Genomic DNA, 17,188 nt, shown 5'->3' on the forward strand with positions numbered 1-17,188 from the left:
ACCGTTGGGATAGAGTGAAACCCATGTCATCACCGGGGGTCTACCGCGCTTTAAATGCCGAGAGATAAGAATAACTGAGAAAATTAAAACCCAAGGGGGGGGCTATTTAACCCTTTGTACAATCAACGTCACAGGTTAAGGATAAATATATAGAGAGCCATTAACATAGCTCCTTATTTAAAAAAACCAATGATAATACCGAAGTCATGTGAGATTGGGATTGCAGCGTTTATTCTAAATAACTGCTCCGAATGTTGATCACTCCCAACAGTGACTAGGTTCCGCTAAGCAGACCCTCTGCGCCAGGGATGGGTTTACGGCGTGTCTGCTTACCGGCCCACTCGATGTAGCACTATTAGGATCAGTTATTTAGCACCTGCACAACGTTGTTTAATGGTAAAACTGAATTAATAAATCATTTAAATCGAAGACGTACACCCAAAAACTTAATCACTTCAGCGCTCGGTTATATATCAGCATTGACGGTCGCCAGGATTTCGTTGGAGAAAATAATAGATGAATACCGAGTTTGATTATGTCATCGCCGGCGCCGGCTCTGCCGGGTGTGTACTGGCACGTCGGCTGTCCGATGCCGGTCATCAGGTGCTGTTGCTAGAGACCGGCCCTTCCGACAAGTCGTGGATTATTCGCATGCCCGCCGGCTTGCGCTCGGCGTTCAAGCCCACGTCTAAATACAACTGGTGGTTTTACACCGAGCAGCAGAAGCACCTCAACAACCGCCGCATACAGCAGCCTCGCGGCCGGGTATTGGGCGGATCGTCATCGATCAACGGCATGACCTGGCTGCGTGGGCATCCCCTCGACTACGACCGCTGGCAGGCAGAGGGGGCCGAGGGCTGGAGCTGGGCGGACTGTGCGCCTTACTTCAAGAAAATCGAATCCAGCGTCGTCAACAGCCGCCATCGCGGCCAGGACGGTCCCATCCGGGCGCAGCGCCAGGAACAGCTGAGCCCGTTGAATGCCGCCTTTCTGGAGGCCGGCCAGCAAGCGGGCTTTCCGCTCACCGATGACGTCAACGGCTTTCAGCAGGAAGGCGTCTCCCGCTTCGAGATGAGCGTACGCAACGGCATTCGCAACAGCGCCGCCTACGGTTATCTGCACAGCCAGCCCTGCAATCCGAACCTGACTATCTGGCTGGGCTGCCAGGTACAGCAGGTCAACCTGGCAGGCAAGCGGGCCACCGGCTTTCGCGTGCGCTACCAGGGCAAAATGGTGGATGTGTGCGCCCGGCTCGAGGCGATACTGAGCTGTGGCGTGTTCGGTTCGGCCCAGTTGCTGATGCTGTCGGGCATAGGCCCAGCCGAGCACCTGCGGGAGCACGATATCGACTGCAGGGTCAACCTGCCCGGGGTCGGCGAGAACCTGCAGGACCACCTGGAATGCCACATTCAGATTGAAACCCGAGAGCCGGTGTCGCTCAACCGGGAATTGCAGCCCCATCGCATGCTGTGGGCCGGCATGCAGTGGTTTGGCTTCAAGAAGGGCGTGGCGGCGGTCAACCAGTGCCATGTGGGCGCCTTTCTCAACAGTGCGCCGGACACCCTGCATCCGGATATTCAGTTCCATTTCTTTCCGGTGTTCTTCAACAAGGACTGGATACCGGTGCCGACCACCTACGGCTATCGCATCGGCGTGGGGCCCATGCGCCCCACCAGCCGCGGCCATGTGCGCCTGCGCAGCCGCAACGTGGGCGATCCGCTGCGCATCGATCCCAACTATATGGCCACCGAAGAAGACTGGCGGGTGATGCGCGAGGCCATGCGTCTGGGGCTCGAGGTCGCCCAACAGCCGGCACTGAAACGGTTCCAGTATCGCGAAGACACGCCGGGCAGCCACATTCGCAGCGGCAAGGCACTCGATGACTTTATTCGCGACGACGCGGCCAGTGCCTACCACCCCTGCGGTACCTGCAGGATGGGCCCAGACGATGATCCCATGACGGTGGTCGACAACGCGCTGAGGGTGCATGGCATCGACAAACTGAGAGTCATCGACGCCTCGGTGTTTCCCTCGGTGCCGAGTGCCAATATCAATGCCGCCACCATTATGCTGGCCGAAAAGGCCAGCGACCTGGTGCTGGGCAAACCCGCGCTCCCGGCCGAACCGCTGCCCTACCACTGCCGTCCTACGCCGGCCGAAGAGGACAGGAAATATGCATGAGTTTGATGTCACACACCTCGGCGACAGCCACCGACTCCGGTCTATCGGCCAATGGCTCCTGACTGGCTTAGATACGTTATGCCAGTCAGGGGCCGGACAGAATATCTACCCATCAGCCAACAGCAATAAGGAGAAAACATGTCCTTGATTACATTACGTCAGGCATCCGATGAGGAAAAACAGCGCTGCCAGGACTGGGAGCTCTGGGAAAGCGGTGACACCGACCGATTCTCATATAGCTACGATCAGGATGTGCAGTTTATCGTCCAGCGCGGGGAGGCCATCATCCACAGCCCAACCAATGAGCCGGTGGCGATCGGCCCCGGCTGCCATGTCACCATCCACAAGGGCGTTGAGGGAAGCTGGGCCATCTCGTCACCTGTCGTGAACCGATATCAGTATCTCTAATGTCATCTGCGGCTGCGCAGCCACAGAGCCAAACATTCACGACAGCAATATGGCGATAAGAGTACTGCTCAACCCTATGGCTGGCTTTTGCTATTAATATCCCCCCGGCCGATTGGCTCGGGGAGTTTAAAACAATAAGGGCACCGGGTTTACTTCGGCCTACTCACCATATCCATGGCGTCGCACCAGGCCTGCAGGCCATTGTCCTCCTTGATTTGCTGCAGACCTTGCAGGGTAAAGGTGCCGGGGGTGGCAATGGCATTGCCAATATCGCCGTAGTCGAGCTCGGGGCGGGATTCAGCAAGCGCCATGGCGCTGCCGATGGAGTGCACCACCATCTGCCTTGCGGCCTCTTTGCTCATGCCCTGGCCAATGCTCCAGTCAATGAGCTGCTGTACCAGAAAATAGCTCCAGCCGTGCAGGCAACCGTGGGCCAGGGCCACGTCAAACAGGGCTTCCGACTCCAGCACGATCACCTTGCCCATGGTGCCAAACAGGGCCTCGGCGGCTGCATTGGCCGGGAACAGCGGCACCGGCCCGGCGCCCACTTCCACGCTGGCCGGCGGCAGAACGCGCACCAGGGTGGCCGCCTGCAGCGCCGGGTGTTGCCGCAACTGCGTTAGCGACACACCGGCAAGCACAGAGATAACGAGTTGCCCTGGCTTGAACCTCAGGCTTTCCAGCAGCTCATTCAACCTCTCCGGTCGCACCGCCAGCAGAATGATGTCGCTGCCCTCCACTACCTCCTGATTGCTGCCGGCAATAGAGCACTGGCAGCGTTCGGCCAGCCGCCTTGAGACATCAGCATTGCGCGGGCTCAGGGTAATGCGCCGCTGGTCACCGCCGTTGCGCAGGCCGGTCACCGTATAGGTCGCCAGGTGGCCAACGCCCAGAATACCCAGTGAGGGGGTAGTCATGTCGGTTTTCTCCTTTTACCGGTCTTCAGTATTCATCTTGCAGGAACTCGATCACCCCCTGCAAGCTGTCAAACTCTGTCACGCAATACAAGGTCTCCCCCTTCCCGGCGCTGCGAGAGCAGAGCTTGCTGCATCACCTTGGTCATGCCTGGAAAGCGATGCTGCCCCGATGTTTGAGGAGATTGTTACCATGCAAACAACAACGCCGGCTGATGCCGGCGTTGTTGTTTAATCCAAACCAACCATTACTTCCGCAATACGCCTTCTTCGACCAGCAGGTCAAAGATGGCCTTGGCAGCGGCCTGAGGATCGTCACGTATGATCTGGCCCTTGCCGCCCTGGGCCTTGGCGGTGGCCTGCTTGAAGCGGTCGGCGGCGGTCTTGGCGGTGCCCACTTTCAGCCGCTTGGGCCTGGGTTTGGCCGGCGACAGGCTCCACTCGGCCCGTGCCAGATCGCTCTGGGCCGGAGCCGGGTTCAACCGTGCGATACGCCCGCGCCGGGCCTTGGCGAAGGCCACCTGCCGGGGTTCGGCGGCGGCACTCTCCACACTGGCCACAAAGGGCAGCTTGACCTTGATGCGCCGGCGCTGCCCTCTGGGCAGGGCCTGCAACAAGCTGGCTTCGTCGTTCTCGATAGACTCGATCGCGGCGATGCCGGTCACCAGCGGCCAGCCCATGCGCTCGGCCAGCAGGTAAGGCAACAGGCCGGAACCTTCGCCGCATTCGGCCCTGACCCCGGTCAGCAGGATGTCGGGCTGCTGCTCGTTCAGGTAAGGGTAAAGCAGCTCCAGCGCATCGTCCTCGGCGCTCTGCTTGAGCACCGTCAGTCCGTCGATGCCCATGCCCAGATAATCCCGCAGGGCATCCTGTTCGGGATCACCGGCATGAATGGCACTGACCTTGCCGTTCAGGGACAAGCCCAGTTCCAGGGCACAGGCATCCTGATGGGCGCGTCGGGCACGCCCGGATACCGGGTGCTGGCCCTGGGAGACCAGCACGGCAATATTCAAGTCAGGCTGCATCACTCACCTCCTGTGCGGACTTGGCCTCGACCAGGGCCATCAGCGCAGCCAGTATTTCACTGCTGTCGCCGATGGTGGTCAGGCTGGCCCGTTTCACCATGTCACAATCGGCATCCTGGTTGATGGCGACCACTTTTTCACACTTGCCGATACCCTGCAGATGCTGGACGGCACCGGAGATGCCCACGGCGATATAGACACGGGCGCTGACCCAGGTACCGGTCGCCCCCACCTGACGGTTACGCGGCATATGGCCATCGTCCACCGCCACCCGGCTGGCCCCTTCCGAGGCGCCGAGCAGGGCCGCGGCCTGATGGAACTGGGGCCAGTCATGGACCCCGTTACCGGCAGACAGGATAAACTCGGCCTCGGCCAGGGGGATCTCGGCCGGGTCGACTGCAATCTGCCCCAGATCCTGGAGACGAGAGCGACACGGCGCCGACAGCTCCAGCTGTACCGGGCTGGCCTCGTAACGGTACTCGGCACAAGGCAAGGCACATTCCTCCAGCAGCAGCATGACCCGCGACCAGGGACGGCTGATATCCTGGTTGCCGGCGCCGTTTCTGGCCAACAGCTTGTCCGCTTCCAGCTTCCATACCGAGGTCGCCGGACGCACACCCAGGGCGACACTCAGGCGACGGCCCAGTTCGGCCGCCTCCCCGCTGTCGGGGAACAACCAGTACAACGGATTCAGGCTGTCTTCCACCTGGGCACACAGCTGGCTCCAGGCCTCGGGCTGATAGCCTTCGTACTGTTCGCCCTGGACCTGCAGCAACCGATCGACACCCGCACCTTCCAGGCTCTCTTTCAGTTCGCCACAGAGTACGCCCAGTACTGCAGTCGATTGCTCCCGGGCCACCGCCAGCTGCTGGGCCTGGCCCAGCACATCCTTGCAATGGCTGGTCAGGCGGCCACCGCTGGTCTGCAGCCAGACGGCGATATAGGCCTGGGGCTCCACCACCTGGTGCAGCGGCAACACCACCTGCTCGCTGCGTTTTTTCGAAGACAGCTGGGTCACCCCGGCGGCACTGCTCATGTTCAGACGGTCCAGACGGCGCAGGCCGCTGGGCCCATACTGCCACTGAGGTCTGGGGTTCTTGCGCAGCAGTCCGGTCGGCCCACGGGTCGGCTGATTACTCAGCTCGCCGTGACGGGGATGGAGCCGGTTACGCATGATCCACTCCAGGCGTGGATCCCGACGGATCAGATCAGACATGAGCGGCCTCCTCTGGCTGTTGTTGCTGAACCGGTATCACCAGGGCATCCAGCAGCAGTTCGGCAACGTCCTTCACCTCGGGGCGTGGTTCAACCACACCTTCCAGCATCAGGGTACATTGCGGACAGGCCACCGCCATCAGCTCGGTGTCGACCGCCCGGGCATCTTCCATCCGCATGTCTGCGATACGGCGCTCGCCCGGAATATCGGTCACGGGCGCACCGCCGCCGCCACCGCAGCAACGGGAACGGAAACCGCTGCGTTCCATCTCGGTCCGCTCGAAACCGAGCTGATCGAGCAGGTAGCGGGGAGCGTCATAGACCCCATTATAGCGACCCAGGTAGCAGGGATCGTGATAGGCCAGACGACCATTGCCATCGGCGTTGAAGAACAGCAGGCCCTGCTGATGCAGCTCCGCCAGCAGCTCGGTATGGTGCACCACCCGATAGTCTCCGCCCAATTCTTCATACTCGGTGCCCAGGCACTGCAGCGCATGGGGATCGGCGGTCACGATACGATTGAACTGATACTTGCCCAGGGTCTGGATATTGGTCTTGGCCAGACGCTGGAAGGTGGCTTCATCGCCCAGGCGGCGGGCCAGATCACCGGAATCCAGCTCCTCGTCACCGAGGAAGGCAAAGTCCACATTGGCCGCCTTGAGCAGCTTGACCAAAGCACGCAGGGTGCGCTGGTTGCGCATGTCAAAGGCACCGTCGCCCACCCAGAACAGGATATCGGTCTGTTTGGTTTCCTTGAGCAGGGGGATCGACAGATCCGCCGCCCAGTGGCTGCGACTGGTGGGCGGCAGGCCGCCGGGGTTGTCGGTAGCAATCAGGTTTTCCAGCACTTCCTGGCCCTTGCCCGGGGTTTCGCCCCGCTCCAGGGTCAGATAGCGACGCATGTCCACCACCGCATCCACGTGCTCGATCATCATGGGGCATTCTTCCACACAGGCCCGGCAGGTGGTACAGGACCACAGGGTCTGGCTGTCGAGGATGCTTTCCACTATGGGGCGATCGGGCGCGCCGCTGCGGCAGGCACTTTCCTGACCCGGGTGGGCACTACCGTGGTAGCCGGATTCTTCGGTGGCGGCCATGGAAATCACCATGTCCTGGATCAGCTTCTTCGGGTTGAGCGGCTGGCCGGCGGCGAAGGCCGGACACTTGCTCTCACAACGACCGCACTGTACGCAGGCGTCGAAGCCGAGCAGCTGGTTCCACTTGAAGTCGGTTACCTTCTCCACACCCAGCTTGTCCGCATCCAGATCCAGCGCCTTCAGGCCGGTATCACGGCCACCGCCGAAACGGGCGGGACGACGATGGAAGGCCAGGTGCAGGGCGCCGGCGAAGGCGTGCTTCATGGGGCCGCCCCAGGTCATGCCGAACACCATCTCGCCCAGACCCCAGATACAGACGCCGAGCAACAGCAGGGCCAGCAGGCCGCTGCCGGTTCCTTCGGGCAGTATGCCCGTGGCCGGCAGGGTTGCCAGGAAAAAGCCGATAGAAAACGCCATCAGGCTCTTGGGCAGACGCTGCCAGGGGCCTTTGGACAGGCGTGAGTTGGGCAGCTCACTGGCCGGTTTGCCACGACGCTTCCATACAAAAAACGCGCCCACCGCCATCAGCAAAGAGGCCGCCAACAGGGGCCACACCAGCCAGCCGGTCTTCAGGCCAAAACCATGCACCAGTACCACCAGCACCAGCGCCAGCACGAAGCCGCCACCGGTTGCCACGTGGGTGTTGGACATATACTTGTCACGGGCCACCACATGGTGCAGATCAACCAGATAACGCCTCGGCATGGCGGCCAGCCCCTGCCAGAAAGACACGGGGTTGGATTGTCCCTGACGCCAGAGGCGAACTCGCCGTACCGCCCCGACCACGGCCAGAGCGAAGGCGAGCAATAACAGATAGGGGATCACAGGCTCAAACATAGGGGCTTACCTCATGGCGCCGGAGCAGGCTCCGGCGCCCTCAGATCAGAAGTCCTTGCACAGGCGCAGGGCGTCATAGATGGCGGCATGGGTGTTGCGCTGGGATACGCAGTCACCGATACGGAACAACAGATATCCCTGGCCGTCGTGAGACAGGCTCGGCTGAGGCTTGGCCGCATACAGGGCTTCGAGATCAATCTGGCCCTTGTTGACGGAATCGGCCTTCAGCTCGTAGTAGAGCTGCTCATCGGGACGGACACCGTTCTCCACCACGATTTGGTCCACCACCCGCTCTTCCTGCTGGCCGGTGTACTCGTTTTCGAGTACCGCTACCAGCTTGTCCCCTTCCCGGTAGACCTTGTGCAGCGCCATATCGGAAGACATGATCACCTCACGCTCGTACAGGGAACGGTAATAGGTGGGGAAGGTGGTACCGCCGATGGCCGCGCCGGGCTTGATGTCGTCGGTCACCATCTCCACCAGGCTGCCCTTGGAGGCCAAGTAATCGGCCGCCGACATGCCGCTGAATTCACAGATGGTGTCATAAACCAGCACATTCTTGGCCGGCTCAACCTTGCCCGACAGGATATCCCAGCTGCTGACCACCAGGCCCTCATCCGCACCCCACTCAGGGTTCTGCTCGATGAACGGCGTGCCGCCGACCGCCAGGATCACCACGTCCGGGTTCTCGGCCATCATGGCCGGCACATCGGCCGCCGTATTCAGGCGCAGATCCACCTTCAAGCGCGCCAGTTCCAGGGCGTACCAGCGGGTGATACCGGCGATCTGGTCACGCTGGGGTGCCTTCGCCGCCAGGGTGATCTGGCCACCCAGCTCGGGGGCTTTTTCGAACAGCACCACGTCATGGCCGCGCTCGGCGCTGACCCGGGCTGCTTCCATGCCGGCGGGACCACCGCCAACCACCACCACCTTGCGTTTAGTGCCGGTGGTGGGTTCGATAATATGGGGCATGCCCATGTGCTCGCGAGACGTCGCCGCGTTCTGGATACAGAGTACATCCAGACCCTGGTACTGACGGTCGATACAGTAGTTGGCGCCCACGCACTGCTTGATTTGATCGACCTGGTTCAGCTTGATTTTGGTGATCAGGTGCGGGTCGGCCATGTGCGCCCGGGTCATGCCCACAAAGTCGACATAACCGCCTTCGATAATACGCTGGGCCTGAGTGGGATCCTTGATGTTCTGGGCATGGATCACCGGTACCGTGACCACTTCCTTGATACCCGCCGCCAGATGCAGGAAAGGCTCGGGCGGATAGCTCATGTTGGGGATAACGTTGGCCAGGGTGTTGTGGGTGTCACAACCGGAACCGATCACGCCGAAGAAATCGAGCAGGCCGGTGTCGTCGTAATATTTGGCGATCTGCTTCATGTCGTCGTGGCTGAGGCCGTCCGGGTGGAACTCGTCACCACAGATGCGCATGCCCACGGCGAAGTCGCGACCGACCTCGGCACGAACGGCCTTGAGCACTTCCAGGCCGAAGCGCATGCGATTTTCGAAGCTGCCGCCCCATTCGTCGGTACGCTTGTTGACCCGCGGGCTCCAGAACTGATCGATCAGGTGCTGGTGCACGGCGGAAAGTTCAACACCGTCCAGCCCGCCTTCTTTGGCGCGGCGTGCTGCCTGGGCATAATCGCCGATGATGCGCTGGATTTCTTCCGGCTCGATCACCTTACAGGTGGCGCGGTGCACCGGCTCGCGGATGCCGCTCGGGCTGACCAGGGTGCTCCAGTTGTAGCCATCCCAGCGGGAACGACGGCCCATGTGGGTGATCTGGATCATGATCTTGGCACCATGCTTGTGCATGGCATCGGCCAGATTCTGGAAATGAGGAATGATGCGGTCGGTGCTCAGGTTGACCGAGCTCCACCACTCCTGGGGGCTGTCGATGGACACCACGCTGGAGCCGCCGCAGATGGCCAGGCCGAGGCCGCCCTTGGCCTTTTCTTCGTAATATTTAACGTAACGTTCGGTGGTCATGCCGCCGTCGGTGGCGTATACCTCGGCATGCGCCGTGCTCACCACCCGGTTACGGATGGTGAGCTTATTGATATTCATGGGTTGAAACAAGGCGTCGAACTGTCCCATCCTGGATCCCTCTGCTAACTTGCCTGGGGGCCGGCAACCGGCCCGCCGATAACTGATTAAGGTGCTGCCACCTTGAGTCTTTGCCCAAACGAAGGCGGAGTAGCGTGCGGCCCCGCCTTCGCCCCGCGGCTTAAATCGGGCTGACCTCGAACAGGCCGTAATCACAGCCGTTCTGGGCGCCGCTCTGAGTCTGACGGGCGACCGTGCGCACCGACAGTCCCTGGCTTTCGGCAATCTGGTCTACCGCACCGGCGAACCAGCCGGTAAACATGTAATCCACCATGCGATCTACCTTGCCGTACTGATAGACGAAGGCGGAATGATCCAGGCGTACCTTGGCGGTACCGGCGGCGATATCCAGGCTTTCGATGGTAAACAGACCCCAGCCACGCTGAGACAGGCGCTTCATATAGTGTTCGAAAACCGCGTCACCGCTGATGCCATGACATTCGGCTTCTTTCTCGCACCAGTGCCAGGCGGACTTATAGCCGGCCTTGTAGAGGATCTCGGCATAACGCTCCGGACCCAGTTCTTCTTCGATCGCCATATGGTTGTTGACGAAGAAATGGCGCGGCACATAGAGCATGGGCAGCGCGTCTGTGGTCCAGACGCCGGTTTCACTGTCTACTTCGATCGGCATTTCGGGTGCATGTACTGACATCATTGTTCTCCCTTGTTTCCTTTAGTTATCGCTTATTCGCCCCAGACATCTTTCAGCACGCGCATCCAGTTGCCGCCCATCACCTTTTCAACCTGACGTGATGAGAAACCATGGCGCAGCAGGGCCTCGGTCAGGTTGGGGAATTCACCGATGGTACGGATACCCTCGGGGTTGATGATCTCGCCGAAACGGGTCAGGCGACGGGCATAACCCTTGTCGTGAGTCAGCCACTCGAAGAAGTTCTGATCATGGCCCTGGGTAAAATCGGTACCGATACCGATGGCATCTTCACCGACCAGATCCATTACATAGGCGATAGCCTCGACGTAGTCGTCGATGGTGGAATTGATGCCGTTTTTCAGGAAGGGCGCAAACATGGTCACACCGACAAAACCGCCGTGGTCGGCGATAAAGCGCAGCTCTTCGTCGGACTTGTTGCGCGGATGATCCTTCAGACCAGCCGGCAGGCAGTGGGAGTAGCACACCGGCTTCTTGGACTCGAGGATCACCTCCTGGGAGGTCTGGGCGCCCACATGGGACAGATCGCACATGATGCCGACCCGGTTCATCTCGGCCACGACTTCGCGACCGAAGCCGGACAGGCCACCGTCCCGCTCGTAACAACCGGTACCGACCAGGTTCTGGGTGTTGTAGGCCATCTGCACTATGCCCACACCCAGCTGCTTGAAGATCTCCACATAACCCAGCTGATCTTCAAAGGCATGGGCATTCTGGAAACCCAGGATCACGCCGGTGCGGCCTTCTTCTTTGGCCTTCTGGATATCGGCGGTGGTGCGCACCGGGCGGATCAGGTCGGCGTGTTCCTGGAAATGGCGGTTGAAGGCGGCAATGTTGTTTACCGTGCCCTGAAAGCCTTCCCATACCGATACGGTGCAGTTGGCGGCGGTGAGCCCCCCACGGCGCATATCTTCAAACAGCTCACGCCCCCAGTTGGCGATGATAAGGCCGTCGATCACGACCGCCTGATTGTGTAGTTCAGCTGCACTTTGCATAGCCAGACCTTCCTTGAATTAATGTGGCAGGTGGCACATGGTCCACCGGATTCAAGGGCAGTCTAGCCCGCAGTCATCTTCGTTCGCTGGCTGAAAACGACGAGTGCATAGCCAAAAACGTCACTTTAAGCGACATCCGCCAGAAACTAAAAAGCCCCGCATCGCGGGGCTTGTTATAAACCGGGTTTAACGGCCTGTTTACCGGGTGTTTACAGTATCACCGAGGCGAAGGTGGGCTCCCCTCTCGCCGTTTCTAGCTGAATATTCATCACCAGCTCCGGCAGTACCGGGGCGTCGGCCGTCGCCTTGGTGCTGGCTCGGCCGCAGCGGTCGTCCCGCGGGGGCACCCCGAAATTCTCCCGGTAGCACTTGCTGAAATGGGGGGTAGACACAAAACCGCAGGCGGTAGCGATTTCAATAATGGAAAACGACGTCTGCCGCAGCAGCTGGCGGGCACGCTTCAGCCGCAGGTTGAGATAATAGCGGGACGGTGAACATTTCACATGACGCTGGAACAGCCGCTCAACCTGCCGCCGGGACAGGCCCACATAATAGGCCAGCTCGTCCAGGGTGATCGGTTCTTCCAGGTTGGCTTCCATCAAGGCCACCACCTCGGCCAGCTTGGGCTGGGCCGTGCCCACCGTATGACGCAGCGGTACCCGCTGCTCTTCCTGTCCCTCGCGGATACGCTCGCACAGGAACATGTCACAGATGGCGGTACTCAGTGCGCTGGAATGTTCCTTTTCGATTAGGTGCAGCATCATGTCCATCGGTACCGTACCACCGCTGCTGGTCAGGCGGTCACGGTCGATGCAATAGAGGGCATTGCTGGTTTCAAGATGGGGATAGGCTTCCTTGAAGGCGGCCATATACTCCCAGTGAAGGGTACAGCGGTAACCGGTGAGCACACCGGCATCGGCCAGCAGGTAGCTACCGGTACAGACGGCGCCTATCTTGACCCGCCGCTTGGCCTGCTGCTGCAGCCAGGCACGCATATTACGGCTGCGTGCATTGGATATTCCCACGCCACCACAGAGGATCATCATATCCAGATGGCCACAATCCTGGATACTGTGATCCGGGGTCACCAGGAGGTTGTCGCTGGCCCGGACCGGCTCACCGGTTTCGGTGAGCATGACCCACTCATAGAGGGGCTGGCCCGACAGCTGGTTGGCCATGCGCAGAGGTTCGATGGCGGAAGCCAGGGAAATCATGGTGAAGTTGTCCACCAATAAAAAACCGACTCGGTTAGTCTGACTCATCACTATTACTCCAGGGCCCCAAGCTTAAAATAGCCATCCGGAGCCGACACAGCGTCACAACCTGCTATGCCTACCCAGTCAGGGAAACACAGCCAACAAAACACTAATAAATCTATAACAAAAGCATCCCCTGTGAAAGGACCACATTGTTTTTTTATTGAGTCATAGCTCACAACTAATATATTTATACTGAAAACTGCTATTTTTATTCCATAAAATCCTTCTACTTATCGATAATAATCAAAAAAATCCTTTATAAACATAATGTAGGCATCTAGCGTGCCATTTTTTAAAAGTTCATAAAAACTTCCAATAAAATAACTCTAAACGGACAAATTCCGGCCATATCAAGGAATTAAAGTTATTTTATTGGGGGGCTCAAACATTGTTACAAAACCAGCCGTATGCCAGGTGCTCCATTGCAGTGCCTTTTAAGCCAGAGATGCGCTCGTTTGAGGCAAACTGGCGACCCCTCGGGTCGCCAGCTCAACAGCTTAAGATGCCGGGGGCACGTTGGCCGACTGTTCGACGGTCACCGGCGTCCCGACGGGGACTTCCTGGTGCAGGGCCCGGTACAGGCCCCACATCATCACCAGGATAACGAACGAGAAGGGGAAGGCGGCGATAATGGCCGCGGTCTGCAGTGCCTTGAGGCCACCGGCCAGCATCAGGATGGCCGCCACCGCTGCCACCGCCATGCTCCACAGCACCCGCTGGCTGCGCGGCGGATGCTCATTACCCATCGACAATATGGTGGTCACCACCAGGGTGCCGGAGTCGGCCGAGGTAATGAAATAAAGCGCCACCAGCAGGGTCGCCAGCATCGATGCCAGGTTACCCATCATGCCGCTATCCAGCAAGGAAAGGGTCGCATACAGGGATGAGGTGACATCTTCAGCCACCGCCGTGACGATGCCGGCCTGGCCTACGGCCGCCACCGCTTCTCCGGCAGCATTGGTGACCGTGTGGGTCAGCTCAAGATACAGGGCTGTGCCCCCGAACAACGTCAGCCACAGCATACCCAGCAGGGTCGGCACCAGCAGCACGCCGCAAATAAACTCGCGAATGGTGCGGCCTTTGGAGATGCGGGCGATAAACATGCCCACGAAGGGCGACCAGGACATCCACCAGGCCCAGTAGAACACGGTCCACCAGGACTGCCATTGGCTGTCTTTAGTGGCATCGGTCCAGGTGCTCAGACCCACTACATGGGCCAGATAGTCACCGATGCCCTGTACATAGCTCAGCAACAAATAACGGGTGGGGCCGTAGCACAGCAGAAACAGCAGGATGGCGGCGCTCAACCACATGTTGGCAACCGACAACCATTTCACACCCCGGCCCAAGCCGGACAGCACCGACAGGGTGGCAATCAGCGAGATCACAGCGATCAGGATCAACTGGCTGGTGGTGCCTACCTCCATGCCGAACAGGTGATTCAGGCCGGTATTGATCTGGGAAACCCCGAAACCAAGAGATGTCGCAACCCCGAAGATGGTGCCGAACACCGCCAAGGTATCCACCGTGTGCCCCATCCAGCCATAGATGCGTTTGCCGACCAGCGGATAGAGGGCGGAGCGAATGGTCAGCGGCAATCCTTTGCGATAGGAAAAATAGGCCAGGGACAGCCCCACTACCACATAGATGGCCCAGGGATGCAGACCCCAGTGGAAGAAGGTCAACCGCATGGCCACTTCTGCCGCTTCCGGCGTCATGCCTTCGGCGATAAAGGGATTACTCTGAAAATGATAGATGGGTTCGGCAATAGCCCAGAACACCAGGCCGATGCCCATGCCGGCGCTGAACAGCATGGCAAACCAGGAAAACAGGCTGTATTCCGGGCGGGAGTCGTCGTCTCCCAGGCGTAAAGCGCCAAAACGACTGAAAGCCAGCACCACACAGAACACCAGCATCAAGGTCAGAATGGCAATGTAATACCATTTAAAATTGTTAAGAATATCTCCCGATATGCTTTCAAACAGCTTGGCAGCCGCTTCGGGGAAGAACGCCCCTCCCACCACAAACAGGGTAACGATCATCATGGAACTGATCGTCGCCGCCGGGCTCATTCCTTTCAAAAGTCCATCTTTGCCTAACATAGGACAAGATCTCCGTCGGATTATGTAAAAGCTTTAACGGCAAGCGGAGGCCAAACATCCTGAGGGCCTGTCGCTTGCCGGGGCAGAATTTGCCAATAACGGCGGCCAAGCGTCGTTATGAGCAAAAACTGGCCTATATCACAACAGCTAAGCCCCTGGCGGAGTTTCCCTGATACGACACCGAGTTATGCCTGGGCGTCCTGCACTTTGCCGACTTTCCTATATACGACATGAAAGACAGTGATCTTATCCGGGGGGACAGCGTACATCCCCCACAGGGTCATATTTGGTCAGGCAAATACCCCCGCTGACGCAGGCTCTCGCTCCGGATGGCCATCGGCTCCGGTCAGCGCCCGGATCTGGATAAAGTGCTCATACTCGGATACCAGATCATGCAACACATCCTCAAACAGATAGCCGGCCAGGCAGCTGCCCTCCTCCCCATCGGCCAGGAAAACCTGGAGCGCCACACTATCGGAGCGGGTGCTCGACAAGGGATCGTGGGACAAATTCAATGGCCTTGGCCTGATGTCATAGAGAAAACTACTCCCCTCGCCCGACTCGATCCTCAGCGTCAAGCCTGGCCTTACACCCTCCCCTTGCTGCGCTTCAACTGCCACCGCTTTGCCAAGCTCCCTCAGCTCCTGGGCAAACAGCTCCACCGCCGGTTTTACCGTGGTCATTAACAAGCCGGCAGCATCCGTTTGACCCGCTCCGTGAAGGGCATGGCGCAACCGGTCGCGCCAGCCAAGTCCAGATGCCCTGGCCTGTGGCCGCGCAATCACAAACCCATCCACCTCCTGTAGCAACGCCTTGTACAAGCCTGCCATACTGGCAAACAGCACCAGGGAAAACGGCAGCGCCGCCATCACCACCACACTTTGCAGGGCATTCAGGCCACCGGACAGCAGTAAGACAATGGTAATAGCACCGATGACGGCCGCCCAGAATGCCCGCAGAGGCACGGGCGCATCCTGATCGGCCTCCGCCAGCTCGGTGGTGAAATTGGCCAACACCAGGGCGCCGGAGTCGGCTGAGGTTACAAAGAAGAGGACCGCCAGCACCAGTACAACGGCGGTGGTCAGCCCCACATAGGGGTATTGCTCCAACAAGGTATAAATGGTGCTCTGCGGGCTGTTCAATGCCTGCTCGCCCAGCGCCTTCAGGCCCTGGTTGGCGACCAGCTCTATGCCCGAATTGCCGAAAATCGACATCCACGCCATCATGAAGCCCAGCGGGATCAGCAGGGCTCCGATGGTAAACTCACGAAGGGTTCGCCCCCTGGAGATGCGCGCCAGGAACATGCCGATGAAGGGCGTCCAGGCGATCCACCAGGACCAGAAAAACACCGTCCACCAGCCTTTCCATTGTTGTGTATCCTCCCCGGAAAGCGCATAGGTATTGAAGCTCAGGGCCACAAATCCCGTTATATAATCACCGATATTCAGTACCAACGTATCCAACAGCCCCAGGGTATTGCCCTGATAAAGCACGAACAGCAGCAATCCGCTTGCCAGCAGCATGTTGACCTCGGACAGGCGGCGAATCCCCTTGTCCACGCCACTCATGGCAGAAAAGGCCGCGATAATGACCACAGCGATAATCAACAGTACCTGGTTCGTCAGGTTCTCGGGCAAGCCGAACATAATGCCCAGGCCATAGTTCAGCTGCATGACACCGATCCCGAGGCTGGTGGCAATACCGAAGACGGTGCCGATCACGGCGGCAATATCCACCAGGTACCCGATGGGCCCATTGATACGCTTGCCGAGCAGCGGAAACAGCGTACTGCGGATAGCCAGCGGCAGCTTGTGGCGATAGCTGAAATAGGCCAGAGCCGCCCCCATCAGGGCATACATGGCCCAGCCGGTCAGCCCCCAGTGGAAGAAGGTCTGGGGCACGGCATGGCGCATTGCTTGCCGGCTTTCAGGGTCCAACTCAGGAGGCAACAGATAATGAGACAGGGGTTCGGCAACGCTGAAAAACAGCACGTCAATACCAATGCCGGCGGCAAACAGCATGGCGGCCCAGGAGATCAGTGAAAACTCGGGCCTGGAGGCATCGCTCCCCAGACGCACCTTGCCGAAGCGTGACAGGCTGATGTACAGGATAAAGACCAGGTAGGCGACGGTGGCGAGCATGTAATACCAGCCGAAGGTCTGATTGACCCAGGCCAGTCCGGCGCTGAACGCCGACGCCGCCTGGTCGGTATTTAACATGGTGTACAAAAGAAAAAAGGCAATGCCGAACAGTGAGCCGTAGAATATCGTCGAATTAATAACGAGCCCACCCACTTTCTGGGGTTTGTCATCTTTCATTAGAATCCGTCCTTGTAGATGATGTGACGCCTGTTGTTTGCAGCTTGTG

Annotated in this window: 12 protein-coding genes; 2 read left to right on the plus strand and 10 right to left on the minus strand. The window is 59.2% G+C overall.

Annotation, left to right across the window (positions count from 1 at the left end):
* Positions 1-516: 516 nt before the first annotated feature.
* Complete coding sequence (locus DCS96_RS08815; RefSeq protein WP_116473915.1) at positions 517-2,181, plus strand: choline dehydrogenase; 1,665 nt, start codon at positions 517-519, stop codon at positions 2,179-2,181.
* A gap of 138 nt (positions 2,182-2,319) precedes the next feature.
* Positions 2,320-2,589: a cupin domain-containing protein gene (locus DCS96_RS08820; protein WP_116473916.1), complete on the plus strand. Its 270-nt coding sequence runs from the start codon at positions 2,320-2,322 to the stop codon at positions 2,587-2,589.
* Positions 2,590-2,738: 149 nt separating this feature from the next.
* On the opposite strand, the gene DCS96_RS08825 is transcribed toward DCS96_RS08820, so the two are convergent.
* From DCS96_RS08825 to betT, 10 genes are all read right to left on the minus strand, one after another.
* A complete protein-coding gene (locus DCS96_RS08825) occupies positions 2,739-3,506 on the minus strand; it encodes an NAD(P)-binding domain-containing protein (protein WP_116473917.1) in 768 nt (255 codons plus the stop codon).
* Positions 3,507-3,751: 245 nt separating this feature from the next.
* A complete protein-coding gene (gene etfB, locus DCS96_RS08835) occupies positions 3,752-4,528 on the minus strand; it encodes an electron transfer flavoprotein subunit beta (protein ID WP_116473919.1) in 777 nt (258 codons plus the stop codon).
* Positions 4,518-5,744 (minus strand): electron transfer flavoprotein subunit alpha, encoded by a 1,227-nt coding sequence (gene etfA, locus DCS96_RS08840; RefSeq protein ID WP_116473920.1) that lies wholly within the window; start codon positions 5,742-5,744, stop codon positions 4,518-4,520. Before etfA ends, etfB begins: the two co-directional genes overlap by 11 nt.
* Positions 5,737-7,677, minus strand: a complete 1,941-nt coding sequence (locus tag DCS96_RS08845; RefSeq protein ID WP_116473921.1) for a (Fe-S)-binding protein — start codon at positions 7,675-7,677, stop codon at positions 5,737-5,739. Before DCS96_RS08845 ends, etfA begins: the two co-directional genes overlap by 8 nt.
* Before the next feature lie 45 nt (positions 7,678-7,722).
* The gene (gene dgcA / locus DCS96_RS08850; protein WP_116473922.1) at positions 7,723-9,786 is read right to left on the minus strand and encodes a dimethylglycine demethylation protein DgcA; all 2,064 of its coding nucleotides are present in this window, start codon (positions 9,784-9,786) and stop codon (positions 7,723-7,725) included.
* A gap of 130 nt (positions 9,787-9,916) precedes the next feature.
* Positions 9,917-10,447, minus strand: coding sequence for a 4-vinyl reductase (locus tag DCS96_RS08855; RefSeq protein ID WP_116474580.1), 531 nt, complete (start codon positions 10,445-10,447; stop codon positions 9,917-9,919).
* 32 nt (positions 10,448-10,479) lie between these two features.
* Entirely contained in the window at positions 10,480-11,460 is a 981-nt protein-coding gene (locus tag DCS96_RS08860; protein ID WP_116473923.1) for a dipeptidase, read from the minus strand.
* A gap of 209 nt (positions 11,461-11,669) precedes the next feature.
* Positions 11,670-12,722 (minus strand): choline metabolism transcriptional regulator GbdR, encoded by a 1,053-nt coding sequence (gene gbdR / locus DCS96_RS08865; protein WP_116473924.1) that lies wholly within the window; start codon positions 12,720-12,722, stop codon positions 11,670-11,672.
* 494 nt (positions 12,723-13,216) lie between these two features.
* On the minus strand, positions 13,217-14,821 hold the full coding sequence (locus DCS96_RS08870; RefSeq protein ID WP_232818211.1) for a BCCT family transporter: 1,605 nt from the start codon (positions 14,819-14,821) through the stop codon (positions 13,217-13,219).
* 290 nt (positions 14,822-15,111) lie between these two features.
* Positions 15,112-17,139 carry a choline BCCT transporter BetT gene (gene betT, locus DCS96_RS08875; protein ID WP_116473926.1) on the minus strand — a complete coding sequence of 676 codons (2,028 nt, stop codon included), beginning with the start codon at positions 17,137-17,139 and terminating at the stop codon, positions 15,112-15,114.
* Positions 17,140-17,188 lie beyond the last annotated feature (49 nt).

Origin of the sequence: Zobellella maritima (genome assembly GCF_003075035.1) — a bacterium.
Classification (GTDB): domain Bacteria; phylum Pseudomonadota; class Gammaproteobacteria; order Enterobacterales; family Aeromonadaceae; genus Oceanimonas; species Oceanimonas maritima.